Source organism: Burkholderia sp. 9120 (assembly GCF_000745015.1).
In the GTDB taxonomy this organism is placed as follows: Bacteria; Pseudomonadota; Gammaproteobacteria; order Burkholderiales; family Burkholderiaceae; genus Paraburkholderia.
On sequence record NZ_JQNA01000001.1, the window covers coordinates 30,836 to 57,689 of the forward strand.

Annotated in this window: 27 protein-coding genes; 4 read left to right on the forward strand and 23 right to left on the reverse strand. The window is 65.1% G+C overall.

Annotated features, from left to right (window positions below; genetic code table 11):
- Nucleotides 1–8 precede the first annotated feature (8 nt).
- Entirely contained in the window at nt 9–896 is an 888-nt protein-coding gene (locus tag FA94_RS00135) for a LysR family transcriptional regulator (RefSeq protein WP_035545692.1), read from the forward strand.
- Nucleotides 897–934: 38 nt separating this feature from the next.
- Here FA94_RS00135 and hypB read toward each other — a convergent pair whose 3' ends face one another.
- From hypB to FA94_RS00220, 18 genes are all read right to left on the reverse strand, one after another.
- Nucleotides 935–1,873: a hydrogenase nickel incorporation protein HypB gene (hypB, locus tag FA94_RS00140; RefSeq protein WP_035545695.1), complete on the reverse strand. Its 939-nt coding sequence runs from the start codon at nt 1,871–1,873 to the stop codon at nt 935–937.
- Nucleotides 1,873–2,202, reverse strand: coding sequence for a hydrogenase maturation nickel metallochaperone HypA (hypA, locus tag FA94_RS00145; RefSeq protein WP_035545697.1), 330 nt, complete (start codon nt 2,200–2,202; stop codon nt 1,873–1,875). Before hypA ends, hypB begins: the two co-directional genes overlap by 1 nt.
- A gap of 20 nt (nt 2,203–2,222) precedes the next feature.
- A complete protein-coding gene (gene hypE / locus FA94_RS00150; protein WP_051980228.1) occupies nt 2,223–3,326 on the reverse strand; it encodes a hydrogenase expression/formation protein HypE in 1,104 nt (367 codons plus the stop codon).
- Nucleotides 3,326–4,639, reverse strand: a complete 1,314-nt coding sequence (gene hypD, locus FA94_RS00155; RefSeq protein ID WP_081935617.1) for a hydrogenase formation protein HypD — start codon at nt 4,637–4,639, stop codon at nt 3,326–3,328. The genes hypE and hypD overlap by 1 nt, the downstream gene beginning before the upstream one ends.
- The gene (locus FA94_RS00160) at nt 4,636–4,950 is read right to left on the reverse strand and encodes a HypC/HybG/HupF family hydrogenase formation chaperone (RefSeq protein ID WP_051980230.1); all 315 of its coding nucleotides are present in this window, start codon (nt 4,948–4,950) and stop codon (nt 4,636–4,638) included. Before FA94_RS00160 ends, hypD begins: the two co-directional genes overlap by 4 nt.
- Before the next feature lie 56 nt (nt 4,951–5,006).
- Nucleotides 5,007–7,412 (reverse strand): carbamoyltransferase HypF, encoded by a 2,406-nt coding sequence (gene hypF, locus FA94_RS00165; protein WP_081935618.1) that lies wholly within the window; start codon nt 7,410–7,412, stop codon nt 5,007–5,009.
- Nucleotides 7,413–7,436: 24 nt separating this feature from the next.
- Nucleotides 7,437–7,538 carry a DUF6893 family small protein gene (locus FA94_RS39970; RefSeq protein ID WP_408304754.1) on the reverse strand — a complete coding sequence of 34 codons (102 nt, stop codon included), beginning with the start codon at nt 7,536–7,538 and terminating at the stop codon, nt 7,437–7,439.
- Nucleotides 7,539–7,586: 48 nt separating this feature from the next.
- Nucleotides 7,587–8,165 (reverse strand): hydrogenase maturation protease, encoded by a 579-nt coding sequence (locus tag FA94_RS00170; protein WP_035545703.1) that lies wholly within the window; start codon nt 8,163–8,165, stop codon nt 7,587–7,589.
- On the reverse strand, nt 8,162–9,676 hold the full coding sequence (locus FA94_RS00175; RefSeq protein WP_051980232.1) for a hypothetical protein: 1,515 nt from the start codon (nt 9,674–9,676) through the stop codon (nt 8,162–8,164). The genes FA94_RS00170 and FA94_RS00175 overlap by 4 nt, the downstream gene beginning before the upstream one ends.
- A complete protein-coding gene (locus FA94_RS00180) occupies nt 9,673–10,344 on the reverse strand; it encodes a DUF6084 family protein (protein WP_035545705.1) in 672 nt (223 codons plus the stop codon). Before FA94_RS00180 ends, FA94_RS00175 begins: the two co-directional genes overlap by 4 nt.
- Nucleotides 10,337–10,978: a DUF5947 family protein gene (locus FA94_RS00185; protein WP_035545706.1), complete on the reverse strand. Its 642-nt coding sequence runs from the start codon at nt 10,976–10,978 to the stop codon at nt 10,337–10,339. Before FA94_RS00185 ends, FA94_RS00180 begins: the two co-directional genes overlap by 8 nt.
- On the reverse strand, nt 10,975–11,625 hold the full coding sequence (locus tag FA94_RS00190) for a NifU-related iron-sulfur-binding protein (RefSeq protein WP_051980233.1): 651 nt from the start codon (nt 11,623–11,625) through the stop codon (nt 10,975–10,977). Before FA94_RS00190 ends, FA94_RS00185 begins: the two co-directional genes overlap by 4 nt.
- On the reverse strand, nt 11,622–13,436 hold the full coding sequence (locus FA94_RS00195; protein WP_035545708.1) for a nickel-dependent hydrogenase large subunit: 1,815 nt from the start codon (nt 13,434–13,436) through the stop codon (nt 11,622–11,624). The genes FA94_RS00190 and FA94_RS00195 overlap by 4 nt, the downstream gene beginning before the upstream one ends.
- 61 nt (nt 13,437–13,497) lie before the next feature.
- The gene (locus FA94_RS00200; protein WP_035545712.1) at nt 13,498–14,556 is read right to left on the reverse strand and encodes an NADH-quinone oxidoreductase subunit B family protein; all 1,059 of its coding nucleotides are present in this window, start codon (nt 14,554–14,556) and stop codon (nt 13,498–13,500) included.
- A gap of 283 nt (nt 14,557–14,839) precedes the next feature.
- The gene (locus FA94_RS00205; RefSeq protein ID WP_035545715.1) at nt 14,840–15,895 is read right to left on the reverse strand and encodes a HoxN/HupN/NixA family nickel/cobalt transporter; all 1,056 of its coding nucleotides are present in this window, start codon (nt 15,893–15,895) and stop codon (nt 14,840–14,842) included.
- Nucleotides 15,896–16,054: 159 nt separating this feature from the next.
- Nucleotides 16,055–16,435, reverse strand: a complete 381-nt coding sequence (locus FA94_RS00210) for a copper resistance CopC family protein (RefSeq protein WP_051980235.1) — start codon at nt 16,433–16,435, stop codon at nt 16,055–16,057.
- A 42-nt stretch (nt 16,436–16,477) separates the two neighbouring features.
- Nucleotides 16,478–17,374 (reverse strand): hypothetical protein, encoded by an 897-nt coding sequence (locus FA94_RS00215; protein ID WP_035545718.1) that lies wholly within the window; start codon nt 17,372–17,374, stop codon nt 16,478–16,480.
- A 106-nt stretch (nt 17,375–17,480) separates the two neighbouring features.
- Nucleotides 17,481–17,960: a DUF2946 domain-containing protein gene (locus FA94_RS00220; RefSeq protein ID WP_502690833.1), complete on the reverse strand. Its 480-nt coding sequence runs from the start codon at nt 17,958–17,960 to the stop codon at nt 17,481–17,483.
- A gap of 206 nt (nt 17,961–18,166) precedes the next feature.
- Between FA94_RS00220 and FA94_RS00225 the strand changes: the two genes are divergently transcribed.
- Entirely contained in the window at nt 18,167–19,519 is a 1,353-nt protein-coding gene (locus tag FA94_RS00225) for a TAXI family TRAP transporter solute-binding subunit (RefSeq protein ID WP_035545722.1), read from the forward strand.
- Nucleotides 19,520–19,537: 18 nt separating this feature from the next.
- Here FA94_RS00225 and FA94_RS00230 read toward each other — a convergent pair whose 3' ends face one another.
- The 4 genes from FA94_RS00230 to FA94_RS00245 all read right to left on the reverse strand — a co-directional run bounded on the left by FA94_RS00230 (nt 19,538) and on the right by FA94_RS00245 (nt 23,251).
- A complete protein-coding gene (locus tag FA94_RS00230; RefSeq protein ID WP_035545724.1) occupies nt 19,538–20,401 on the reverse strand; it encodes a ProQ/FinO family protein in 864 nt (287 codons plus the stop codon).
- 275 nt (nt 20,402–20,676) lie between these two features.
- Nucleotides 20,677–21,504 (reverse strand): hopanoid biosynthesis-associated protein HpnK, encoded by an 828-nt coding sequence (hpnK, locus tag FA94_RS00235; RefSeq protein WP_035545726.1) that lies wholly within the window; start codon nt 21,502–21,504, stop codon nt 20,677–20,679.
- On the reverse strand, nt 21,494–22,870 hold the full coding sequence (hpnI, locus tag FA94_RS00240; protein WP_035545728.1) for a bacteriohopanetetrol glucosamine biosynthesis glycosyltransferase HpnI: 1,377 nt from the start codon (nt 22,868–22,870) through the stop codon (nt 21,494–21,496). Before hpnI ends, hpnK begins: the two co-directional genes overlap by 11 nt.
- A 12-nt stretch (nt 22,871–22,882) precedes the next feature.
- Nucleotides 22,883–23,251 carry a hypothetical protein gene (locus FA94_RS00245; RefSeq protein ID WP_035545730.1) on the reverse strand — a complete coding sequence of 123 codons (369 nt, stop codon included), beginning with the start codon at nt 23,249–23,251 and terminating at the stop codon, nt 22,883–22,885.
- Between the two features lie 356 nt (nt 23,252–23,607).
- Between FA94_RS00245 and FA94_RS00250 the strand changes: the two genes are divergently transcribed.
- Both FA94_RS00250 and FA94_RS00255 read left to right on the forward strand, forming a co-directional pair.
- Nucleotides 23,608–24,267 (forward strand): response regulator, encoded by a 660-nt coding sequence (locus FA94_RS00250; RefSeq protein ID WP_035545732.1) that lies wholly within the window; start codon nt 23,608–23,610, stop codon nt 24,265–24,267.
- The gene (locus FA94_RS00255) at nt 24,267–25,667 is read left to right on the forward strand and encodes an ATP-binding protein (RefSeq protein WP_035545734.1); all 1,401 of its coding nucleotides are present in this window, start codon (nt 24,267–24,269) and stop codon (nt 25,665–25,667) included. The genes FA94_RS00250 and FA94_RS00255 overlap by 1 nt, the downstream gene beginning before the upstream one ends.
- A 48-nt stretch (nt 25,668–25,715) precedes the next feature.
- Here the strand turns inward: FA94_RS00255 and FA94_RS00260 are convergent, their stop codons facing one another.
- A complete protein-coding gene (locus tag FA94_RS00260; protein WP_035545736.1) occupies nt 25,716–26,780 on the reverse strand; it encodes a lysylphosphatidylglycerol synthase domain-containing protein in 1,065 nt (354 codons plus the stop codon).
- Between the last annotated feature and the right edge of the window lie 74 nt (nt 26,781–26,854).

The window sequence follows — 26,854 nt, forward strand, 5'->3', positions numbered from 1 at the left end:
GGATTTGCATGGAACTTCGTCAACTGCGTTACTTCATCGCGGTCGCGGAAGAAATGAACATCACGCGGGCGGCGAATCGTCTGCATATGACGCAGCCGCCGCTGAGCCGCCAGATCCAGCAGATCGAGGAAAGCGTCGGCTTGCCACTGTTCGAACGCGGCGCGCGGCCGTTGCGGCTCACGGAAGCCGGGCGGATTTTCTACGCGCAGGCCAGGCGCCTGATCGACGATGCCGACGAACTCGCGCCGCTCACCCGGCGTCTCGCGCAACTGGCCGAACGTATCGTGATCGGCTTCGTGCCGTCGACGCTCTACGGCGCGCTACCCGCCGTGATCCGCGCGTTTCGCGAGGCCGCGCCGCAGATCGAGCTGTCGCTGATCGAGATGTTTACGATCGAACAGCTCGGCGCGCTCAAGGGTGGCCGGATCGATGTGGGCTTCGGCCGCCTGCGTTTCGATGACGCGCAACTGGCGCGCGAGGTGCTCGTCGAAGAACGGATGATCGCCGCGTTGCCGCAAGGCCATCCGCTCGCGAAGCAGAAGAAGGCCGTGACGCTGGCCGCGCTCGCGGCGGAAACCTTGATCGTCTATCCGAGTACGCCGCGGCCGAGCTACGCGGACCAGCAACTCTCCGCGCTGCACGATCATGCGCTGGAGCCGAAAGCGATTCACGAAGTACGGGAATTGCAGACCGCGTTGGGTCTGGTGGCCGCGCAGGTGGGCGTGTGTCTCGTGCCGGAAAGCGTGGAAGGCTTGCGCGCGCATGGCGTGGTGTACCGGCCGATTCCGGCGGCCAACGTGGTCTCGCCGATCATCATGAGCCGCCGTTTGCAGGATGAATCGCCGGCGACCACGCTGCTGTGCTCGCTCGCACGAGAACTGTTCAAAAAGAGCTGACTCGAAGACCTGCCCCAACGACCTGACGCGCCGCGTTTTCAGCGCGCGGCGGCATGCGGCGCGGCGTCCGCCGTCAGCGTGCGCAGCCAGCCGTACCATCCGTCCATGCCCTCGCCCGTCTGCGCCGACACCTGAAGAATCCGCATGCGCGGATTGACGCGTCTGGCGTAGTCGATGCAACGCTCGACATCGAACCGCAGGTGCCGTAACAGATCAATCTTGTTCAACAGCAGTAACGAACAGGCCTGGAACATGTGCGGGTATTTGACCGGCTTGTCCTCGCCTTCCGTCACCGACAGAATCAGCACCTTGGCGGCTTCGCCGAGATCGAACAGCGCCGGGCACACCAGATTGCCGACGTTCTCGATCATCACGACCGAATGCAACGGCGGGTCGAGTTGCGTCAGTGCCCGCGCGGCCATGGCGGCGTCCAGATGGCATCCCGTCCCCGTGTTGATCTGCACCACGCGGGCGCCGGTCGCGCGAATCCGCTCGGCGTCGTTGAGCGTGGCCTGATCGCCTTCGATAACCGACATCGGCAACGTGTCGCCCAGCTCGCGGATCGTCCGTTCGAGCAGCGTGGTTTTGCCCGAACCGGGAGAGCTCATCAGGTTGAGCGCCACGATCGAACGGCCCGCCAGCCAGCCGCGATTGCGTTCGGCCAGTAGCTGGTTTTTCGCCAGGATGCCCTGCTCCAGGGTGATCGTCGCGCCGTGTTCGTCGTGGCGATGCGGCGTGTGGTCGTGCGTGTGGTCGTGCTCGTGCGTGTGCTCATGATCGTGTTCGTGAGGATGCGTGTGCGGATGCTCATGCGCGTGAGCGTGCGGATGAGCATGCCCATGCGCCCCCTCATCCACCCGCCGATAAACCGTCTCAACCGCCCCAGCCGCCCCCACCGCCGCCGGCTTCGTCTGCGCATCCAGATCGGTCACGGCCGCCGCACGCCCCGTCTCCGAGCACCCGCATGTCGTACACATCACACCACCTCCATCTGCCGGATTTTCAACTGCTGGCCGGCGATCAACTCGAGATCCTCGCTACCGCACGCACACTGTCCGAACGGCACGTCGACGACGAGCGTCGCGCCGCAGGCGAGGCACTTCGCCTGCCCCGGAATTTCGACGATCTCCAGCGTGGCGCCTTCGAGCGCCGTATCTTTCGCGCACACGTCGAAACAGAAGCGGATCGCCTCCGGCATCACCGCCGAGAGTTGCCCGATCTCCAGCGTGACCCGTCTGACGCGCGCACCGTGCGCCTGCTCCGCGCAAATCTCGACGACACTGGTGGCGATACTCAACTCGTGCATGAGACGCTCCCGGCGTGTCGTCAGCAGATGCGCGGCAGTTGCTCGCCCACCAGCATATCGACGATACGTTGCCCGCCGAACGTGGTCTGCATCACCACGAGGCCTTCTTCCGCGCTTTCGTCGCACGCTTCGACCGTGCCGATCACCGCCGCCTCGCGGCCGGCCGGATGCACGCGCATCGCCGTCAGCACCTGCTGCGCGGCATCGGCGGGCACCACGGCGACCAGCTTGCCTTCGTTAGCCAGATAGAGCGGGTCCAGACCGAGAATTTCGCACGCGCCCTGCACCGGCTCGCGCAGCGGCAATGCGGTTTCGTCCAGCCGTATCCTCACGCGCGAGCTCTGCGCGAACTCGTTCAACACGGTCGCGACACCGCCGCGCGTCGCATCGCGCAAACAGTGGATTCGCGGGCACGCGTCGAGCATCGTCGCGATCAGTCCGTTGAGGGGACAACAATCGCTTTCAATGTCGGCGTCGAGCGCAAGCTGCTGGCGCGCCACCAGAATCGCGGCGCCATGATCGCCGAGAAAACCGTTGACGATCACCACGTCGCCGGGCCGCGCATTGCGCGCCGAAATCGACACGTCGCGACGCACCACGCCAATCCCCGCCGTGTTGACGAACAGCTTGTCGGCGCAACCCCGCTCCACCACTTTGGTATCGCCCGTGACGATCGCGACGCCGGCTTCGCGCGCGATCCGTTGCATGCTCGCGGCGACGCGTCGTAGTACGTCGACGGCGAGCCCTTCTTCGATTACCACCGCGCACGACAGATACAGCGGCGTGGCCCCGCAGACCGCCAGATCGTTGACCGTACCCGATACGGCGAGCGTGCCGATGTCGCCGCCGGGAAAGAACAGCGGGTCGACGACATAGCTGTCGGTCGTAAAAGCGAGGCGGTCGCCGCGTGTGGCGAGATCGGCCAGCGCGAACACCGCCTGATCTTCGAGCGCGGCCAGCGTCGGATTGTCGAAGGCCGACACGAACACGTCTTCGATCAGATCGCGCATGGCGCGTCCACCGCTGCCGTGCGCGAGATTGACGGCGACGTCGTTCACGCGGCGCCGCTGACGCACGCGCCGCGGCTCGCCCGGTTCAATGGAAACAGCCACCCGGTCGTTCATCACGCGCCTCGCGCGATCGAAGCGGCCAGCGTGTCCGCCGTCAAGACAGGCTCCGCGATCGCGCTAACGGTGTTGCTTGCGGCCCCTGCGCCGACGCATTCCGCCGTGCTCGCAGCGCTCGCACCGAGGCACGCAGCGGCCGCCTCGCCTATCTCGCCCGCAGTCGCCTGCCGCGCACGACGCCGTTCCTCGATCGCCGACACATCGATACGCCCGTAGTTGTAATACGCCGCGCAAGCGCCTTCGCTCGACACCATCAGCGCCCCGAGCGGCGACTCCGGCGTGCACGCGGTGCCGAACACCTTGCATTGATGCGGCCGGATCAAGCCCTTCAGCACTTCGCCGCATTGACACGCCTTCGGATCGGCCACGCTCAGATTCGGCATCGCGAACTTGCGCTCCGCGTCGAAGCCCGCGAACGCCTCGCGCACCCTGACACCCGAACGATCGATCGACCCAAGCCCACGCCACTCGAAGAACTCGCGTGTCTCGAACACCTGATTCACCGCCGACAACGCCTGCGCATTGCCGTCCTCCGGCACGATCCGGCCGTATTGATTCTCGACCTCGCAACGGCCCTCGGCAATCTGCCGGATCACCATCCACATGGATTGCAGGACGTCGAGCGGTTCGAAGCCCGCCACCGTAATCGGCTTGCGATACTCGCGAGCAATGAAATCGTAGGGTCGCGTACCGATCACCATGCTGACGTGTCCCGGTCCGAGAAAACCGTCGAGCTGCAAATCCGGCGCATCGAGAATCGCCTTGATGGTCGGAATGATCGTGATGTGATTGCAGAACAGCGAGAAATTCGTGATCTTGCGCGCGTGCGCCTGCAACACGGTCATCGCGGTGCTCGGCATGGTCGTCTCGAAGCCGAGACCGAAGAAGATCACCTCGCGGTCCGGATTGAGTTGCGCGATTTTCAGCGCATCCAGCGGCGAATAGACCATCCGCACATCGGCGCCGTCGGCCTTTGCTTTGAGCAGGCTCTTCTTCGAACCGGGCACGCGCATCGCGTCGCCGAAGGTCGTGAAAATCACCTCGGGCCGCTCGGCCAGCGCCACGCAGTCATCCACTCGGCCGATCGGCAGCACGCACACCGGACAACCGGGGCCATGCACGAATTCCACCGTGTCGGGCAGCAGTTGCTGGATGCCATAGCGAAAAATCGTATGGGTATGGCCGCCGCACACTTCCATGATCTGCAGCGGCCGCTGCTTCACGCGCTCGATGCGCGACACCAGCGCGCGGATCTCTCTCGCCAGCGTCCGGGCTTTATCCGGATCGCGAAACTCGTCGACGTATTTCATGGCGCGCGACTCCCTTCGGTGCGGAACTCGTCCGTCTGATTCATCTCGTCCATCTCATCCATCTCGCCTTGCGCGACGCCCAGCTCGTGCAGTAACGCGAGCGTGCGGGCCGCTTCCTGCTCGTCGAGCCGGCTCATTGCAAAACCGACATGCACCAGCACCCACTCGCCGACACAGGCACTGGCGGGCCGGTTATCGTCGATCACGAAGGCGATGTTGATCACGCGCCGCACGCCGCCCACATTCACGAGCGCAAGATCGTTCGCCGCGTCCGTCACTTCGACGATCTGCCCTGGGATTCCCAAGCACATGTCCTTCTCCCCTTAGCGCGCTCATGCAGCATCCCGCCAGCGCGATTCAACGCGATTCAACGCCCTCGCGCCGCCGCCACGACCGCCTGCCCAAGCGATAAGCCACCGTCGTTAGCCGGCATCTGCCGATGCGTGAGCACCCGAAACCCGGCCGCGTCGAGGCGCGTCACGACCTGCTCGAACAGCACGCGATTCTGGAACACGCCGCCTGACAGCGCGACGCTGCGGGTATCCGCGGGACCGCTCAGCAGATCGGCCAGACCTTCCACCATCCGTTCGATCGCGATGGCAAGACCCTTGTGAAAACGTACCGCGATCAGCGGCGCCGGCACGCCGCGCAGCAGATCGTCGAGCAGCGCTTCCCACATGGAGCGCGGCTCGATGCAGCGCAAACCGTCCGGCGCGGTGCTGACGATTTCGAACGGGTACGCATGAGCGTCGCTGTCGTCGCGCAGCGCGCGCGGATCGACCAGCGCCTCCAGTTCGATCGCGGCCTGACCTTCGTAAAGCACGCGCTCGCGACAGATCCCCACGGTAGCCGCCACAGCGTCGAACAGGCGCCCCGCGGAACTCGATGGCGGGCTGTTCACGCGCTGCGCGATCATCGTATCGAGCGCGGCGCGGGGACGGCGGCTCAGGAACCGCACGATATCGAGGCCGCCGTATTGCCGTGTCAGACCTTGCCAGTCGAAGGCCGCGCGCAACTGCGCGTACGCGTTGCGCCACGGCTCGTCGATCGCGCGCGTGCCGCCCGGCATCGCCACCGGTTTGAGGCGGCCGAGGCGCGTGTAGCCGCGGTAATCCGCCAGCATGAATTCGCCGCCCCACAACGTGCCGTCGTCGCCGTAACCGAGACCGTCGAGCGCGACGCCGAGCATCGGCAACGCGTCGAACGGCACGCCGTTTTCGGCCATACAGGCCACCAGATGCGCGTGATGATGCTGCACCTCGACCACCGGAACCTGCATGGCTTGCGCGAGCTCGTAGCCGATCTTGCGCGACAGGTACTCGGGGTGAGAATCGAGCGCGATGACTTCCGGCTCATGGTCGAACAGGCGCAGATACTGGGCGATCGCGCGGCGATAGTCCGCATACGTCAACGCGTCGGCCAGATCGCCGAGATGATGCGAGACGATCGCCTGCGTGTCGCGCGCCACGCAGAAGGTGTTCTTCAGTTCGCCGCCCATCGCCAGCACGGCGGGCATGTCGGCGAAACCTTCGGGCAAGAGCAGCGGCGTGGGCGCGTAGCCGCGCGCGCGGCGCACCATGCGCGGCGTCCCCTGCACCACCCGCGCGACCGAATCGTCGACCCGTCTGGCGATGTCGCGATCATGCATCAGAAAGACATCGGCGATACGGCCGAGACGCGCGCGTGCATTGGCATTGTCGACACAGGGCGGCTCGTCGCTGGTGTTGCCGCTCGTCACCACCAGCGCGCCCTCGAGCGATTCCATCAGCAAACGGTGCAGCGGCGTGGACGGCAGCATGAAGCCGAGCGTGCCGACACCCGGCGCGACGCTCGCCGCAACGCATTCGGGGCCATTGGCGCGCAGGATCACGATCGGGCCAGCGGCATTCGCCAGCAGTTCGCGTTCGGTCTGGTTGAGCGTGCAATAGCGGCGCACGGCTTGCAGGTCGCGCGCCATCAGCGCGAACGGTTTGCGCTCGCGGCGTTTGAGGCGCCGCAAACGTGCGACGGCGACTTCGTCGGCGGCGTCGCAGGCCAGTTGAAACCCGCCTAACCCTTTGATCGCGACGATCGAGCCGTGCCGCAGCAGCAGACTGGCCGCGCGGCACGGATCGTCGCCTTCGACGCGGCGGCCGCCGTCGCGCGTTTCCAGCCAGACGCGCGGACCGCACGCCGGGCAGGCCACCGGCTGCGCGTGAAAGCGTCGGTCGGCGGGATCGTCGTATTCCGCGCGGCACGCGTCGCACATCGCGAATGCGGCCATCGTGGTGTTGGCGCGATCGTACGGAATGGCCTGCACGATCGACAGACGCGGCCCGCAATGCGTGCAGTTGGTGAACGGATAACGGTAGCGGCGGTTGGCCGGGTCCGCGATATCCGCCGCGCAGTCGGCGCACACCACCGCGTCCGGCGTCACGCCGGTGTGAACCGGACCACCCTCGCTCGGCACGATCCGGAAGTCGCTCGCCTCGGCCGCCTCGTTCAGTTGATGCCGCTCGATCGCGTCGATACGCGCAAGCGGCGGGCACTCGGTGCTCAGACTTTCGATGAACCGCTGCAGCGTCCACGCGTCGCCCCACGCGTGAATCAGCACGCCGTCGCTGTCGTTGCGCACGTCGCCGACCACGCCGCAAGCGTGCGCGATCCGCCACACGGTAGGCCGGAAGCCGACGCCCTGCACCAGCCCGCGCACGCGGATTTCTTCCCCCGGCGGCCCGCTCAACGGCGGAAGCTGGGTTGAACTGGGTCCAGCAGGCTGTGCATGTGTGCTCATCGCCACCTCCCCGGCAGCTATCGTCTACATGTTGCGGATGCGGATATAGCGCTTGATGTCCTTCATATTCGCCAGCACGCCGACCACCAACGCCGGCAACAACAGGTATTTCAGCAAGCCTTTCATGACGTCTCCCACTCCGGTTACTTCAGCGCCTGTTCACTGGCGTATTCATCAGCTCGCAAGCGCTGCGTGTCGCTCCAATCTCGCCATCACGAGCCGTACCACCGCTTCCGCCGCGGGCTCGACTGCTTGCGCTACCGCGTGACTCAAACCCATACGCCCCTGCTCTCCGTTTTCGCAGCCGAAGTCCTGCGGCTCGCAACCGAGCACGACGATGTCCTCGCAGCCGCCGCCCAGCATCCGCACCGTTTGCAGCACCTTGACCGGGTCCATCTCATGCGGCGACATCAGCACAGGCGTTGCATACGGATCGCCAACGCCGCCAACGCCGCCACCGCTTACGCCGCTTACGCCGCCACGGTCTGCTTCGGACGGCTCGATCACGTACAGCGTGCCGGGCGCGCCGCCGCGCTGCGTCGCGTCGATCAGGATCGCGCTGTCCACGCCGTCGAGCAGCGCATAGCAAAGATCGATGCCGCGAATGCCGAAATCCACGACGCTCACGTCGCTCGCGAGCGTCGGCCATTCGCCCGCGTCCAATCGCTCCCGCAGACGCCGCACGACTTCGACGCCAAAGCCGTCGTCGCCGAGAAACACGTTGCCGATGCCGGCCACCAGAATCGCGCTCATGCGAGACCTCGCCGGCCGTTGGAGGTGGGTTTCTGCAGCTTCAGCGGCTTCAGCGACTTCAGCGACTTCAGCGACTTCAGCGACTTAAGCGACTTGAGCGGCTTCACGGTCTTCACCGGCGTCAGCGGCTCGATCTCGTCCGGGCCGAAAAAGAAGCGATGCCCCGGCATGCGTTGCATGCCGAAGTCCTTACCGGGATCGTCGTCGATCGTGACCGCCACATGCACGTGATCGTCGAAATCGCGTTCGATCGATTCGATCGTCGCGACCATGCCGCTCAGCGCGATATCGAAGATGTCGGCACGGCCACGCGGCCGCAGGCGCACCTGATCGCCGATGCGAATCTCCACGCCCGCCACCCGCACGCAGGCAAGATGCGGCCGCGCGTCGAGTTCGGCCCACGGCGAGACCGGCAGCGCGGCATCTTGCGGTGCCGTGAAAACCGGCACGCTCACGCTCGCGGCGTCGAACGAGCGCACCTGGCGAACCTGACGCAGCGTGCCGTGCAGCTTCTGCATCTGCTCGGCGCCGAGGCCTTCGGTGCGCGTCAGCAACGCGCGCGCGCGTTCGTCGGTCGCGATCATTTCGCGCTTTTCGTCATCCGTCATGGTCAGAATGCGCAGCGTGAGAATCTCGTCGATCTCGGTCGCGTCGAACAGATCGCCGGCGCTTTCCGGCGCGATCTGCGGGAAGTCGTAGAGGATGATCGGCGACGCGAGCATCGTGTCGGGCTGCTGCTCGTCGCCCACCAGCACCGGCCACACGCCGATATTGCGGCACGCGGCGGAGCACGCCGCCAACTCGTCCGGCGGATCGATCGACGAGAGCCACGTACCGCCGTCGACCGTGAGCACGGTGTGGCAGGACACCAGCGCGTACAACGACGCGGCATCGCGCGTCAGGTCGCGGGCGCGGTCGAGCGGCGTTTCGTTGACGATGCGCGTCTTTAATCGGTAAACCCCGGCGCTCACGCTGGCCGCGCTCAGTTCGACCCGCCCTTGCAGCGCCGCGCGGGTGCGACGCAATGCGCCGCACAAGGTCCCCTGGGAGTCCGCGAGCGGTTCGAGATCGCAGGCGGCGTCGAACGAAAAAGCGATCTCTGTTGGGGCTTTCAGCAAGTCGCCGAGCACCAGCACCGGCAAGGCGATGTGACGCTCGGCCGCTTCCTGCCACGGCGTATAGCGGCGCTCGCCGATATCGAGCACGGGCACCGTGCGCCACGTGGGTTCGCCCGATTCCGGCCGCACCGCCGTGTTCTCCGCTTCCAGCACCGTACGGTCGATCACCTGCAGAAAACCGGGGCGCACCGCCACGCGGGTGTGCTCGCCGCCGCGCAGCAGGCACTCGCTCTGCGTCACCCACGGATCGCTGCCGGACGCCTCCGCATAGGCGCGCGGATACACGCCGCCGAAGGTCCAGCGCTGCCGGTTCTTCACCGAAGTCGGCCGGTACGGATACAGCAGGTAGCCTTCGTACAGCACCGCCTGAACGACACTCTCGACCACGTTCACGATAGGTCCTCCTCGAGGCCGTCGAGCAGGCTCGCCACCGCCTGATCCCAACTCGTGAGACCGCGCCGGGTCCTGAAACGCGCGAGGCGGTCGAACACATCCCGGTGCAGGGACAACCATGCGCCGTTCGGGTAGTAACGGCTCATCATGTCGCGCCACAACGCCACCGGCATACGGAACGCCGCGTCCTTGTGCCACGGAATCGGCGCGGCCTGCAACGCGCCGTCGGCTTCGCGGTAGAACACGGTGCCGCTGAATTGCAGGAGCAACGGAATCTCGCCGTCCTCCAGTCCATAGAAATATTTGCTGGCGGCGACGTTGAAGTCGTAGCTGCACGGCACGGGTAGATCGACCGTGCATGCGCCAGTGAACGGCGGCACGACCACGGACGTATGCGTCCACAGCAGCGTGCGCAAGGTATCGCCCCAGCGCGGCGGCGCGCCGAACAGGTCTTCGAGTCCGTACTGCTCGGCCGGCGTGTAGCGGCGCCGGGTGGCTTCGATCTGGATCTGGCATTGCAGCGTGATGCTGGCGACGGCTTCGTGCGCGGACTTGGCGCTCGCCGTGTGCGACGACGTATCGGCAATCCGCAGCCTGAACATGATGAGCGGCGCCGCGGCGAACGGCGCCACCTCGGCGGACTCGACCGTGAACCCGAGATCAGGCATGGAGCAAGCCCTCCGGTACGCGGCCATGGCTCTTTATCGCGGCAAAGAAACGATGAATCGCGTCCCACGCCTGGCGACCGCCCGACACGCCGCGCCAGCGCGCGCGAATCACGCCGGTCAGCGCGTAACACTGGTCGATCGGCACACGGAAGTACTCGCGCGCGCCTTCGCTGCGATTCACCAGCAGCGCTTCGACGTCGGGCTCCAGTTGCGCGAGCAACGGATTGTCGGCAACGAGTTCGTCCCATGCATCTAGTCGCAGCAGCGATTGCGTGCCGCCGGCCGGTCCCGGATACAGCGCTACGACGCGTTGCGCCGAACTGTCGTGAAAGAAGAACGCAATGTCGATCGGAATCGCCAGCGCGCCCCACTGTGCGTCGCTCATGCGAAAGCCCGTGAGCCATTGCGCGTCGCGCGGCACCGGACGATAGCGCGTGTTCTGCTGATTGCCGAACAGCAGCGCGCACGCCCGGCAGCAACAATAAAGCTGCCGTTTGGCGGTTTCGAATAGATGCGGATGATCGGCGAGCAACAACGCGCCGCATAGCTCGCACTGCACGTCGTCGGCACGGCGCACGAAACGCCGCAGGCCCGCGACCCAACCGTGCGTTGGCGATGCGGCGGCGGGTGTCATGGCGCGCTGGCCTCGGTCCGGCGGGTTGGCTCGGGATGCACGGTGCGGTCGGCCTGCCCGCTGCGCTCGGTATGTTCGCTGGGCTCAGCATGTTCGCTGTGCTCGGAATGCTTCGGCACGAAACGCAACTCATGCACGTTGACGTCCTGCAAGCCTTCGATAGCGACGCGCATGGCCTCCGGCGCCGCTTCAAAAATGGCGCGCTCGATTTCCTGCTGCAATTCGCCGATGGAATTGTGCTTGCCCTGCAAACGTCCCGCCACGCGCACGCGCACCGCCTCTTCCGCCGCATCCAGCAAATCGATCTGAATGCCTTGCACGCCGAGCAACGGCCGTAATTTTTCGACTGCCCGCGACGCCCGCGTCGGCAGATCCCGCGGATGCAAACCATGCAGCAACAGCAACGCCGAGACCCCGGCGTCGCGCTCGAACGCTTCGACCATCGCGTCGTCCACCACACCGGCCGCCGCGACGATTTCCATTAGCCGCGCGAGGCCGTTCGTATGCAGATCGAGCACCACCTGCAGCAATTCCTGAGCGCTCTCGCGCGCCTCACGGTCGTCGAGCGTTTCCAGCCTCGCGATCAGTTCGTCGATGCGCTGCTGCTGCGCGGCGACCGCGCGCTGATCGTCGAGCCGTGCGCTCACTTGTGCGCTCCCTGCATCACGCCGAAGGTCGGCGAATGCGAGGTGTCGATCGTCTTGCCGTTGCCGACATACATGTGCACGCCGCACGGCAGGCACGGATCGAAGCTGCGCACCGCGCGCATGATGTCGATGCCCTTGAACTTGTCGGGTCCGTTCTCTTCGAAGATCGGCGTGTTCTGCACCGCGTCCTCATAGGGCCCGGGCGTGCCGTAGATATCGCGCGGATTGGCGTTCCACGGGGTGGGCGGATACGGATGGTAGTTGGCGATCTTGCCGTCGCGAATCACGAGGTGATGCGAGAGCACGCCGCGCACCGCTTCATGAAAGCCGCAGCCGATACCCTCTTCCGGCACGGTGAAATCGCTGAACGTGCGGGTCCGGCCCGCGTGCAATTCGGCGAGCGCCTGCTCGGCGAAATACAGCGCGGCCGCCGCCGCATATGCCTGAAAATAGGTTCGCGCGCGATCGCGTTCGAGCGCATTGCTCCACTTCGGAATCTTCCATTCGAATTCGACTTCGGGCTTCAGCGCGGTTTTCGGCAAATAGATTTTCACGCTATGACCCGTCGCCTTGATATAGCCGATATCGACGAGCCCAGCCAACGCCGTCGCCCAAAGCCGCGCGATCGGACCGCCGCCGGTGTCGAGCGCGAGGTGGTCGCCAGTGCGTTTGTCGAGCCAGCGCGGCGACATGACCCACGTGTAGTTGCCGTCGAATTTGCGCTTCTGCGGATGCGGCAATGTGGTCTGATTCCACGGATGCTTGCGGTCCACCGGATTGCCGAGCGGATCGTTCTTGACGAAGGTCTCTTCGTGATCCCAGTCGTCGTAGTACGAGCTGCCGAGCAGAATGCGAATGTTCAGGTTGATGTCGACCAGGTCCGTGGTCACCAGTTCGCCGTCCACCACCACGCCGGGCGTCACGAACATGCCGCGGCCCCATTGCGTCATGGTGTTGTAGTTGTAGTCGCACACGTTCGGGTCCTGGAACGAACCCCAGCAACCGAGCAGCACGCGGCGCCGGCCCACTTCCTCGTAACCGGGCAGCGCTTCGTAGAAGAAGTCGAACAGATCGTCATGCAGCGGCACGACCTTCTTCATGAACTCCACGTACTTCATCAGCCGCGTGATGTAGTCCGTGAAGAGCTGAATGGTCGGCACCGTGCCCACGCCGCCGGGATAAAGCGTCGACGGGTGGACGTGGCGGCCTTCCATCAGGCAGAACATTTCGCGCGTATAGCGGCTCACCATCAGCGTTTCGCGGTAGAACTCGCCGGTGAACGGATTGAGCGCCGTCATGATGTCGGCAATAGTTTTATAACCGTGCTTGTCCGCATGCGGCGCGGGCGTTTTCTGCGCCTTGGCCCAGACACCCGGATTGGTTTCCTTGACCATCGTCTCGCAGAAGTCCACGCCCACCAGGTTGTCCTGGAAGATGTTGTGGTCGAACATATATTCGGCCGCTTCGCCGAGATTGACGATCCACTCGGCGATCGCGGGCGGCTTCACGCCGTAGGCCATGTTCTGCGCGTAGACCGAACAGGTCGCGTGATTGTCGCCGCAGATTCCGCAGATGCGGCTCGTAATGAAATGCGCGTCGCGCGGGTCCTTGCCCTTCATGAAAATGCTATAGCCACGAAAGATCGACGACGTGCTGTAGCACTCCGCCACGCGGCGGTTCGCAAAATCGATCCTGGTGTAAATCCCCAGACTGCCGACGATCCGCGTAATCGGATCCCAGTTCATTTCGACCAGCTTGCCCGGCGCTGCCTGGGTGCTGTGGGTTGCTTCAGGTGCGGTGCTGACGGCCATGACCTTCTCCCTGCTGACGGTGCGAACCATGCTGGAATGCGGACGAGTCGCGAATGCCGCCTTAGCGGCGATAACCGGTGGTGAGTTTCGCGCCGTTGTGACGCCATTTCGGCTCGTCGTTCAGCGTGTGGTTGGTCAGCTTGCGCAGACTGCGAATCAGCGGGCCATACGTCTTGATGAGATTCGACGACAGCACCGCACCGGGAGGCTCGTCCATGAACGGCATGAACTTGTCGGGAAAGCCCGGCATGGTGCAGCCGATGCAGATGCCGCCCACGTTCGGACAGCCGCCGATCCCCGCCATCCAGCCGCGTTTGGGCACATTGCACTGCACGACCGGCCCCCAGCAGCCGAGTTTGACGATGCAGTTCGGGCTGCCGTATTCGCTCGCGAAGATCGCCTGCTCATACGAACCGGCGCGATCGCAACCGTCGTGGACGGTGCGGGAAAACAGCCACTTGGGGCGCAACGCGTCGTCAAGCGGAATCATCGGCGCGAGGCCCGCGAGTTGATACAGCAGGTACAGTAGCGTCTCCATGAAGTTGTCCGGCTGCACCGGACAACCCGGCACATTCACGATCGGCAGGCCCGCTTTCGACTTCCAGTCCCAGCCGAGATAATCGGCGAGACCCATACAGCCGGTCGGATTGCCTTCCATCGCATGAATGCCGCCGTAGGTCGCGCAGGTGCCCGCGCCGACCACCGCCAGCGCGCGCGGCGCCAGGCGGTCGAGCCACTGCGGAATCGTGATCGGATCGCCCGTATCGGGGTCGGTGCCCAACGCGGCCCAATAGCCTTCGCGATTGATCCGCTCGTTCGGAATCGAGCCTTCCATCACCAGCACGAAGTTCTCCAGCTCGCCGCGCGCGGCCTGATGAAACGGCTTGAGAAACTCGTCGCCGTTTTCATAAGCCAGTACCGGATTGTGCAGATGAACTTTCGGCAAGCCGGGAATCGCGCCGAGAATCACGTCTTCGATACTCGGCTGGGTCGCCGCGGTAATCGATACCGAATCGCCGTCGCAGCCGAGGCCCGCGGTAATCCAGATGATGTGCACTTCGGTGAGAGCGGGCGCGTGCTGAGTCTTGCGCCCATAGGGGACGTTGTCTGCTTCTGCCATGATGTGTCTCCACTGCGTTCACGTTCTTTTGGGCAAACAAAGATACGTGGCGAGTGCCGCACGGCAGTCACGTGTCCAGCAAGCGATCAGTCAAACTACCGCGTGGGAGCGGCTAAAAGATCGTTTTTGCTGCATGTTTTCGTTCGAATGGTGCTCACCGCAATGAGCCCGAAAAACCTTTTGAGTATAGGTCAGCGCTACCAAATAACCCAGTTTTCGCAATGGATTCATGAAGGTGCGTGCGCCGTGAATCGCGAAGCGCGAATTGCGAATTGCGGCTCACTCAGGAGCGAATCTCCAGTTCCTCGAATCGCTTCCATTTGTAGAATGCCGCGGACAGCAGCCAGCTCGCCAGAAACAGTCCAATGATCGCGTAGCCGACCAGGCCGAAGTTGTCGTTGAGCACGCCCACCGCCTGCCAGAATCCGCCGCTCAGGTGCAGCCTGTCGGCCAGCAGGCCGAGCCCTTCGATACCGCCCACCAGCAGCGCCACCGCCACCGAGATCGTCGTGATCGTGATGTTGTAGTAAAGCTTGCGGACCGGCTTCACGAAGGCCCAGCCGTAGGCGCCTAGCATCATGATGCCGTCGGTGGTGTCGACCAGCGTCATGCCCGCCGTGAACAGCACCGGAAACACGAGGATCGACCAGATCGACATGCCCTGCGCGGCGCCGGCGGCGGAAATGCCGAGCAGTCCGACTTCGGTCGCGGTGTCGAAACCCAGGCCGAACAGAAAGCCGAGCGGGTACATGTGCCAGCTTCGTGTGATCAGGCGAAACAGCGGCCGGAAGAGTCGCGCGAGAAAACCGCGATTGGCCAGCAGCATGTCCAGATCTTCATCAACATAGGGTTCACCGCGCTGCACGCGGCGAAACGCGCGCAGCACCGAGCGCAGCACGATCAGGTTCAGCAGCGCGATTGCGAACAGGAAAAACGTCGAGACGAGCGTGCCGATCAGCGCGCCGGTTTCCTTGAAATCGCTCATGCGGCTTTGCAAGGCCATCGCGGTCGCGGCAATGCCGAGCGTCGCCAGCACGACGATGGTGGAATGGCCGAGCGAGAACATCAGCCCGACCGTGACGGGACGCTGGCCGGACTGCATCAGCTTGCGGGTGACGTTGTCGATGGCGGCGATATGGTCCGCGTCCACCGCATGCCTGAGGCCGAACGAATACGCCAGCAGACACGAACCCATCAGCAGCGGATAGCCGCGAAACGCCACGAAGGCGGCGGCCCATGCCGCGAGATTGAATGCGAGAAGCGCCGCGTAGAGCCACACGATCTGCCGACGCTGCCGGCCGCGTGTCCCGGCACCGAGCGCCTTGATGAGCTCCTTCATGGGTTCTTCTCCCTGGCGGCGAAGGACGGTTGCGTTGCACAGCCAGCCGCTTCACGCGTGCTTTCGATAATAGACCGTTTCACACGCCCGCGATGCCCGGCGCTATCGTGCGCTGCGTCATCCACGGCGATGGATCACGCAGCGCTTTACCGCTTGTGCTTACTTCACATTGAAGCCGTAATCGCCATGCGTGCGATGGCCGTCATCGGCCACCGCCACCCAGTGCACCGTGTAGCGACCCGCCGCGAGCGCCGGCAGCGGCACGGCGATCGCGGCGGCCTGCTGCGCGTCGACCGCGGACTTCTCCGTGTTGACCTGCTTGCCGGCCGCGTCGGTGACTGTCAGCGAACTGAAGGCCGGTTCCAGCGGGCCATCGAAAATCACCCGCACCTGCGCGGGCGACGCCACCGTCGCGCCCGCTCCCGGTTCCTGCTTCTGCGGAAATACATGCGCGAACGCGGCGCTTGCGAACACGAGGCAGGCCACGAACGTGGTCAGTTTCGCGGTTGTGTGCAGACTTGCCAGCCGATCGTTTTTCATCGTGCTTCTCCTGCGTGACTGAAGTTATCGAGGTTGCCGAGGTTACTGAAACAGCGGTTTGCCGATCGTGGTCGGCGCAACGTCGTCGAGAAACACATGGGCCTGAACCAGAATGCCCACGTGCGATCCGCTGGCGCGATTGATTGGAATCTGCGCTTCCACGCCGAACTGACCGTAACGGTTGATCCAGATAAAGCCCGGATTGACCGTGCCGGTGGTTTGCCCCTGGCTGCGCGACAGCGGGACTTCCACCAGCGGAATCAGGTTCGACAGCGGCTGCGGCAAGCCGACGTCGTGCACGTGCTGCTGCAGGTACGGCAGGCTGTACTGGAACGTGAAGCCGTAGTTGAACGCGTTCGGCTGGCCCGCGCCGGTGGTGAGCGCCGGGCCCGCTTCGCCAGTGATCGCGATCGGACGCAGATACGCCAGCGCGTCGGGCAGATCGCCCATGCCTTTGCCTGCGTAGATCGTCGGCGAAATGGTCGAGAAGCTGTCGCCGATCGCGCGGCTGCCGGTGCCGCCAAGGTCGGCATCCACGCCGACCGAGGTCATGAACTCGTGCGCGTCGTTGACGTACAGCATGTACTTCAGGCCGACGCCGAAGTTGTCGAAGCCGCGCGCCGTCGGATTGTTCTGCATCACGTAACTGCCGTTGACGGACACCGCAAGCCGCGGCGTGATCAGCTTGTCGTACTCGACGTTGAAGGTGTTGATGCTCTGATCGCCGTTGTCGCCGGGCACGCGTTGATGGCCGTACTGGAAGTCGGCTTCGTCGCCGACGCCGGGATCGTCGACGGCCATCGTCGCCGGAAAGATGCGGTCGCCGGCAATGGCGTGGGCGTGGGCTAGCGAAGGTGCGCCGAGCAGAACGCTCGCGGCGGCCGCAATGAGCGACGCGGCGCGCAGCGGGCGGCCGTTGCGCGTGGTGGGGGTCAGCATGGTTGATCCTGTTTCATGGGTCGTGACGAGGCCGGCGCGCAGCGTCTAACCGACGTGCGGCGGCCGTCGCGCTGCACTTCATGGCATCGCGACGTGATGACTTGAATCAGGCGTTGACCGGCGGGGCGCGAGGTTGCGCGAAGGTGAGCGGCTCGACGCGGCGAACGCTCTCGAAGCGGGTGGCGATGGTGTGCTGGCGAGCCCGTACGGCGACCGTGAAGAGCGTCTCGACGCTCGGCACGGCGGGCATGTGAGCGAGCAGGCTGCAGTAACCGCAGGCGTCGCCGTCGGACATCGACGTGTGCTGGGGGTGTTTGCTGGTGGAGTCGGTCGGGGTGCTGGCGGCGGCGGGATCTTGTTGCATGGAGGGCATCGCATGCATTGAAGCCATCGAGTCCATCGGCATCGACGCCATCGAGTCCATCGAGTCCATCGAGTCCATCGACGGCATCATGCAATGCTCGGGCATTCCGCCTGCCGCTGCGTCGCGAGCGGCGAGCGTATGCGAGATCGTCGGCGCGAGCGTGGCCATCAGGATCGCCAACAATCCCAGCCAACTGCCGATCTTCCGATAGAAACGACTCAAGATACGCCCGGCGACACGATGAGAAGCTGTCGCGGATTATGCCATGGCCTCCCCCGCCTGCCGACCGTCCCAGCCGCCGTTATGCCGAACATTCGCCCGCCCGACAGATTCTTTCGCCCACCGGGTCAATAGAGCAAACTGCCGACGGCAATCCCCCCGCAGACAGTGGACAATGCCGTCATCCCGGCTCCCGGTACGGAGTGTTCATGAAAGCGCAGCGCCCGCCTTCCCCGTCGTTTCCCGACGATCATCCGCACGCCGAGTGGCGCGATCACACGCTGTCTTATGTGATCGTGGCCGCGCTGATCATCCTGCTGGTAACGCTAGGCGTGTGGCTGATCGATCCGGCGCCGCCGAAGACCATCACGATGAGCGCGGGTCCGCACGACAGCTCGTTCGTCGTCGCCGCGGAGCAGTACAAGAAAATCCTCGCCCGCAACGGCATCAAGCTGAACGTGCTGGAGTCGGACGGCTCGGTGCAGAACCTGCAGCGTCTGCTGGACCCGAAGCAGCATGTCGACGTCGCGCTCGTGCAGGGCGGCGTTGCCGATGGCTCCGACATCTCGTCGCTGATGTCGCTCGGCAGCGTGTTCTACATTCCCGTGGTGGTGTTCTATCGCGGCTCGGGAATATCCGAGCTTTCACAACTGGAAGGAAAGCGGATCGCGGTGGGCCGCGAAGGCAGCGGTACGCGCATGCTGGCGCTCAAACTGCTGGACGCGAACGGCATTGAACCCGGCGGCAGCACGGTACTGGTGCCGAGCGACGGCATGCAAGCCGCCACCCAACTGGTGGCGGGCGAGGTCGACGCGGCGATCCTGAACGGCGACTCGGCCACCCGCGGCCTGATGCTGCGCCTGCTGAAAGTGCCCGGCGTGTCGGTGATGGATTTCGACGAGGCCGCCGCCTATACGCGGCTCTTTCCGTATCTGGACGAGATCGATCTGCCGCCCGGCGTGCTGGATCTGAAGCACAGGATTCCGCCCGAAACCGTGCATCTGATCAGCCCGACGGTGGAGCTGGTAGCGCGCACGAGCCTGCATCCGGCGATCTCCGATCTGCTGATCGAAGCCGCGCAGGAAGTGCATGGCATGCCGGGCCTGTTGCAACACGCGGGAGAGTTTCCGAATCCGGTGGCACGCGAGTATCAGATCAGCGACGACGCACAGCGCTACTACAAGACCGGCAAGAGCTTTCTGTACCGCACGTTGCCGTTCTGGCTGGCGAGTATCGGCGATCGCACGCTGGTGTTGCTGCTGCCGATGGCGGTGCTGCTGTTCCCCGCCATGCGGCTGATTCCGGCGCTGTACCGGTGGCGTGTGCGCTCGCGCATCTATCGCTATTACGGGTCGCTGATTGCGATTGAACGCGGCGCGCTCGCCGATTCGACCGATGAGGAACGAAAACGTCTATTCGTTGAGCTGGATCAAATCGAGGCGTCGCTAAACCGGCTGCGTATGCCGCTTGCTTATGCGGATGCGTTTTATGTGCTGCGGGAGCACGTCGGCTTCGTGCGCAGCCGGCTGGCGGCTGCGGCGCGGGAACACAGCCACCCCTAGGCGGGGTGGCGTGGTTTTTTATGCTGCTGGCGTAGCCGGCGGGGTGCCGGCTGGGGTTGCAGCTTCAGGTGTCGGCTCGGCTGCCGTTTCGGCAGCCGCTTCGTGACTGACCGCTGCGTCGGCCGCGTCGGCTGGCGGCGTGCTGTCGGCGCCGGCTTCGGTCAAAGCCGGAGCCTCAGCCGTCGCTTCAGCCGAAGCCTCAGCCGTCACCGCCGCGTTAGCTTCGGTCGAAGCGCCCGCCGCTGCTGCCGCGGTTGCATCAGCCGCACCCGCAGCCGCGGCCGCGGCCTTCTGCGCCCCACGACCCGCGCGATGCGCTTGCAGACGCTGCGCGCCGGCCGCTTCCTGCGCGCTCACCGTGCCCGATTCACCGCCGGTCAGATCCACCCGTGCCGCGCCTTCGACGAGGCACTTCCAGTAGCGGCTGCCACGACACCAGGTCTTGATCGCGTCGCGCAGTTCGGCTTCGCTCAGCGACAGCTCCTTCGCGTGGACCACGAGGTCTTCGAAAATGCCGACCTTCAGCGGCAGCTTCGGCGCCGGGTTCTTCGGGAACGCATTCGGAAAACGCTTCTGCAGTCGGCCGATCGATTTCACCACCGGGTCCACCGGCTTCGCATCCGCCGCCGGCCTGGCGTGCGCGGACGGCCGCGCGCGCGCGGGCGCCTGGGCGTTCGCGTCCGCATTGGCGGTCGGCTTTGCATCGGGCGCGTGACGGCGCGGCGGCTGCGCAGGCTTCGCGCGATGCCGTTCGCCAGCCTGGGCAGCGGGCTTCGCGCCAGGCTTGGAACCACGCTTTGCATCCGGCTTGGCGGCAGGCGCCGCTTCGGCTCGCGCCGCGGCCAGTTGCTTCTTCAGTTCGGCAAGTTGTTCGAAACCCATAGCGCACAATCGATCGAGAAAGACGAGATTGTAGCAGCGTGTGGAAACCCGCTCGTGACAACGCTCAGCGGCGGGTCCACACGGCCTGCGGACCGGTGAATCCGGCGCCGTCAACGACGCGCCGATGTGGCGATTTCGCCCTCGTGCGCAGGCAGTCCGGACACCGCCACGCACAGCCCCGCGCGGCCCGGATTATTGCGCAACGACAGCGCGAGCTGGTGCCGCCCGGCGATGCGCGACACGATCGCGAGCCCCAGCCCGCTCCGGCGCGAAGGCTACCTCGGCAACACATCCGCAAAGCCGCCCAGCCTCGCGCCCGTCGCGCGAATTGCCGCCGCGACTCGTGGCGACAACAGCGCCTGCAGTTCGTCGGCGTGCCGGTAGCCCCGCATGCCGTGACTCAACGCACGGTCGCCGGCCATGGCGGGATGGCAGTAAATCTCGCTCACGCCATCCGGCAAATCGGCGAGCGCCTGGAGCCACACCGCTTCACCCATCCGGCCGCTATCCGCGATTCCCACCACGTAATCGTTGTGCGCAATCCCCGCTCGATCCAGCCGTGCCCGCACCGTTGCGATCCACGGCCTCAGCCAGAGCGGCGCACCCACCTCGAACGGCAGACGCACCGCCCGCATGCCGTACTCGCGGCCAATCTGCAGGATCAAGCCCAGCACCGTGGGATGCAAATGGAAATGCTTGTGCGTGTTGACGTGGTCGAGCGGCAGACCGGTGTTCGCGAACGCGTCGAATTGCGCGCGAATCTCTCGCGCAAGTTGTCGGCGCACATGCGGTAAGAAGAAAAACCGCACGCCGTCCCACGCCATGTTGTCGCCGAAACGGCCGTGCTCGTCGAGCAATGCGGCAATCTCCGCGCGCGGCATGAGCGCGTCGCCATCGGCCAGCACCAGATGCAGGCCGACGCGCAATTGCGGCAACGTCCGCGCGCGCGCCACCGCATCGGCGGCGGCCGGCGCGCCGATCATCAGACTCGCGGCGCTCAGCACGCCATCGCGATGCGCGCGCTCGACCGCCAGATTCACGCGCGGGTGCAAACCGAAGTCGTCGGCGGTCACGATCAGCGCGCGCGGCCGGCTAGCCACCATCGGAAGTCTCCATCACGTCCATCATGCTGAGCGCCGCGTTACGCGCCGTCGACGCGTCGAGCGGCACGCGCGCGCCACGCCACGTGACATGCGAGCCGAACGCGGCCGCGGCCCATTGCAGCGTCAGCAACGTATCGCGCAACGGCACGAGCGGCAGATCGCGCCAGAAGGTCCGCTCATGACGCGCGGCGCGTCCATGCAATAACAAGCGCGCTGCCGCGCCCGCGAGCGTGCCGGCCGCGCAGGCGAACGCCGCCGTGAGGTGCAGGTCGTCCACTGGACCGGTCGCCAGATTAGCCGTGAGCCACACGCCGGCCAGCAACCAGGGCGACGTGAACGTGATAGGCAGCGCGGCAAAGCCCAACAGATTCACCGAGCGGATGGTGCGCAGCCAGCGCGTCTCACGTTGCCACAACGCGGCGAAGATCGGCTCGATCACGTCCGTGGCCACCATCACGCGCGAGAGCACCGTGGGCAGTCCCAGTGCGCGGACGTGTTCGGCCAGCCAGTAATCGTCGGCGAGGCAGTTTTTCAGCGCGGCGAAACCGCCGATGCGGTCGAGCGTCGCGCGCCGCAATGCGAGTGTTGCACCGAAACCGAAGCGGCGCGATCCGGCCGCGTGCGCGACGCGCACCGACGGCGCGAACCACTCGTTGATGAAGAGCGCGCCCAGCCGCGGCCAGAATCCGCCGACGCCCTGCGCGACATAGAGACAGGTGACCACACCGACCCGCGGATCCGCCAGCGGCGCGGCGACGGTGTCGAGATAATCGGCTTCGACGGCGATGTCGCTGTCGGCGATCACGATCACCTCGTGACGCGCGTGCCCCGCCATATTGATCAGGTTGCTGACCTTGAGATTGGTGCCGTGTACGCGCGTGTCGATTGCGAGTTCGATGTCGTGCTGCGGATACGCCGCTTGCAGACGGCGCACCACGGCGATCGCGGGATCGTCCGGCGACGATACGCCGAGCACCAGCTGAAAATGTCCGTGGCGTTGATCGCAGAACGTGCGCAGGTTTTCGTAGAGACGCGGTTCGGCGCCGCACAGCGGCTTGAGCACGCTGACGCCGACGTTGGCGAAGGAATAGCAAGCGGGTGTCGCGTTAGTCGCTGCACTAACGGCTGTATTAGCCGTTGTATTAGCCGTTGTATTAGCCGTTGTATTAGCCGTTGTATTAGCCGTTGTATTAGCCGTTGTTTTAACCGTTGTTTTAACCACCGCATTAACCGCCGAAGCGGATGCCGCACGGCGGCGTCCACCGAAAAACGGCATCGCCACCGCCGCGACCATTGCATACAGCGATGCGCCGGCGCACGCGGCCAACAGAAGCCATTGCCATACCGTCAACGCGTGCGCGGCCACGATGCGGCGCCATCAATGCGCGGCGAGCACGAACGGCCTGCCCGTCAGGCGCAAATGGAGAACGACGAGCCAGCACTGCGGACAGTCGGCGGCGATGGCGACACAGCGCGCGTGGGCGTGAGCGTGAGCGTGAGCCTCGTGCGAGGTGACATGACGGCTTTGCAGCGCGGAGTCGAAGGCGGCCTGCGCGAATTCGCGCGTCACGATCACGCCGCTGACGATCGCGGCAACCGCCAGCAAGCGGAACGGCGTGGAACTGAATAGCTGCTGCGAGACCGGCAACAACAGCAACGCGACGCACGCGAGCAATTGCGCGCACAGGGCCGTGAACGAGGCCACGATCAGATGGGCGCGCAGCATGTCGACGGTAAGTGGCTTCATGGCGTGGTCTCGTGACCTGGCTTCTGGCTAACCTGGTGAAACACACAGCGCCCCCGGCATCGGTGCGCGTTGTCGGCATTAAAACCGACCATGCGTTTCATCGATATGCTTACGATCAAATTGCGACGACGTGGCGGGACAGCGACGACACAGCATGGTGCCGTGCGTTCATGACGGCCACACGACAGTCACCTGTCGAACGGCGATGGTATCGATCCAAGCTGAAGGAAACCTTAAGAAAAAAAACGCCATGAAACACGGTGCAAACGAGCTGGTTACACTTAAGATAAGCGGCTCGTCGGACGCTTAAAAAGCCACGACGTCATGCGGTCCACGTCGAACGGAATCACACCATCATGCGCATCCTTCTCGTAGAAGACGACGATCTGATCGGCTGCGGAATCGAGGCCGGTTTGCGGCAGGCCGGCTTCACCGTCGACTGGGCGCGCGACGGCCACAAAGCCGGTCTCGCGCTCGACACCACCGCGTATGCACTGCTGATACTCGACCTCGGTTTGCCGCGCGTTTCCGGTATGGAATTACTGAAGCGTTTGCGCGGCGCGGGCAAAGACGTGCCGGTGCTGGTGCTGACCGCGAAGGGTACGGTCGTGGACCGCGTGAGCGGTCTCGAAGCCGGCGCCGACGACTACCTCGGCAAGCCCTTCGATCTGACCGAACTGATCGCCCGTTGCCGGGCTTTGCTGCGGCGAGCACAGGGCCGCAGCGTCGAGCTGATCCGTTATCGGGATCTGACCGTCAATCCGAGCGCGCAAACCGTGGAGGTGGGCGCGACGCGCGTGCCGCTCACGTCGCGCGAATGGGCGATCCTGATGCAGTTGCTGACGCACCAGGGCATTCCGCAATCGCGCTCGCGGCTCGAAGAAAGCCTGTACGGCTGGCAGGAGGAAATCGAGAGCAACGCGATCGAAGTTCACGTGTCGAACCTGCGTAAAAAACTGGGCGCCAAGCTGATCCGCACCGTGCGCAATATCGGCTACGTCGTGGAGAAAACGTAATGTCGCCGTCTATCCGCCGGCGCCTCGTTCTGCTGGTGCTCGCCAGCATCGTGCTGGTGTGGGGTGTCGCGCTGATCACCAGTTACGGCCAGGCCAAGCGTGAAGTCAGCGAGTGGGAAGAAGCGCGCCTCGCGGAACTCGCGCAGATTCTCGCGCTGCTCGATCAACGCAATCTGACCACGCTTGCGAATGCGCGCATTGACGTGCGCGAAGAAGAGAAAGGCGGCGAGCCCGGTGCGAACGACGCCGATGACGACGACGCCTTGCCGCGCGACGCCCTCTTCCAGGTACGCAAGGCAAACGGCGACATGCTGGCGGGCAGCCCGCAATTGCATGCGCTCAACGCGTGGGATCTGCCGGTGCCGCCCGCGAGCGGCGCCCAGGACGTCACGCTCGGCGGCCAGCGGTACCACTCGTTCACGTTGCGCGACACCACCCTCGGCCATATCGTGCGCGTGTTCGAACCGGCCAATACGCGCAGCGATCTGGTGAGCGGCGTGGCGAGCCGGATTGCGCGGCCTACGCTGATCGCGCTGCCGGTGCTCGCGCTGCTGGTGTGGTTCAGTATCGGTTTGAGTCTGGCGCCGCTCAAGGTGCTGTCGGGCGCGATCCGTTCGCGCGACGTCAACCGCCTCGAACCGGTCGACATTGGCCGCGCGCCGACCGAGGTGCGCCCGCTCGTCGACGCGATCAATCTGCTGCTGTCGCGCTTGTTGCATTCGCTGGAGCGCGAACGCGCGTTTACCGCCGACGCCGCCCATGAACTGAAAACGCCGCTCGCCGCGATCAAGGTGCAGGCGCAAGTCGCGCTCGCCGAACCGGATACGGCATTGCAGCGGCTCGCGATGGAACGCGTGGTGCAAGGCGTGGACCGCAGCGCGCGGCTCGCGGAGCAACTGTTGCTGCTGGCGCGACTCGACGTGCACGAGAAACTGTCCACGGTGCCGCTCAAGCCCGCTGCGGTCGCGAAAGACGCGCTGCTCGCCAACGAACGCAATGCGCAGCAGAAACATATCCGCGTGACGCTCACCGGCGATCTGCGCGCCGAGATCCATGCGGAGCCGGTGCTGATCGGGATTCTGCTCGACAACCTGCTCGATAACGCGATCAAGTACGGGCAGACCGGCGGCAGCATCGAGGTCGCGGTGGAACACGCGGTCGACCGGGTGCAGTTGACGGTGCGCGACGACGGCCCGGGCGTCGCGCCTGGCGATCTCGACCGTCTGACGAATCGCTTCTTTCGCGCGACCGGCAATCAGGCGACGGGGAGCGGGCTGGGTTTGTCGATCGTCGCGCGGATCGCGGAACATTTCGGCGCGGATTTGCGGCTCGGCCGGGGGATTGGCGAGCGTGGTTTGTCGGTGGAGGTGTCGTTTCCGGCATACGCGGCGGTGCGGTGAAGCGATGTGATGCGGTGCGGTGCGGTGTGATGAAGCAGCAGCCGCGCCCTAACGCTGGCTCGCTTCGCCCGCCACTTGCCGATCGGCGAGCGGGACAGACGGTACAGTCGGCACAAGCCCCATCTGTTCCGAAGCCCCCTCAGGCGCACGCTTAGACGACTCCGCGAACTGCCACGCAATCAGCCCCGGCACGAACATCAACAGATCGCGAATCCGCCGCGCGCCGGCCAGCGCAAGACACAGCGAAGGCTCGAGCCCCAGCGCACCGCCGATCAGAATAAACCCGCCCTCCTGCACTCCCAAACCGCCCGGCACGAAGAACGCCGCGCTGCTGATTGCCTGGATCAGCGACTCGATCACCACCGCCTCGACCAGCGTGATACGCACACCAAGAAAAACCAGCGCGATCCAGATTTCCAGCGACGTCAGCAGACATTGCAGCGGCTGCCAGAAGAACAGATAGCGCAGCACCACGCCGCGCCGCCGCCAGATCAGTTTGATGGTCTGATCGATCCGCGCCGATTGACCGACCAGCGCCGCGAGCTTGCCGCTCGTCATCCGGTCGAGCACGCGGCTCATCCGTTCGAACGGACTCGCATGCTGCACAAGCGCGAACAGCACGAATAGCGGCGTCAGCACCACCACGCCCCACGCGAGTTGAGAGGCCAGCCGCAACGTATCCGAATGCGCATGCGCGAACAGAAAGCCGATGCCCACCATCGTGAACATCAGCTGGCTGATCACCGTGAGTTGCATGTCGACGATGATGCTGCCCACCGCCATCGACGGTCGCACACCCCAGCGCCTGAGCATGCGGAACGACACGACTTCGCCGCCGATCCGCGCGACCGGCAGCATGCAGTTGACCGATTCGCGTACCCACACGAGATGCAGCATCCGGCCGAGGCTCGGCCGGTTCGCGCCGCGAATCAGCGAACGCCAGTCGCAGGCGTTGGCGATCATCGGCAGTATGTGCGCGAGCGCCGCCAGCACCAGACCCGCGCCGGCCGCCCGCAACGCGCCGAGTACGGCGCCGGGATTCTCCCGCCAGACGAGCCACAGCGACACCAGCAAGCCGGCGAGCGCGGCCGCGCGACCGAGGTGCTTGATCACGGCGCCACCTCGCGCGCGCGATTCGGATTCGCCGCGCCGAGCGCGGCATGACGTAGAGGTTCGGGAAAGCCGCG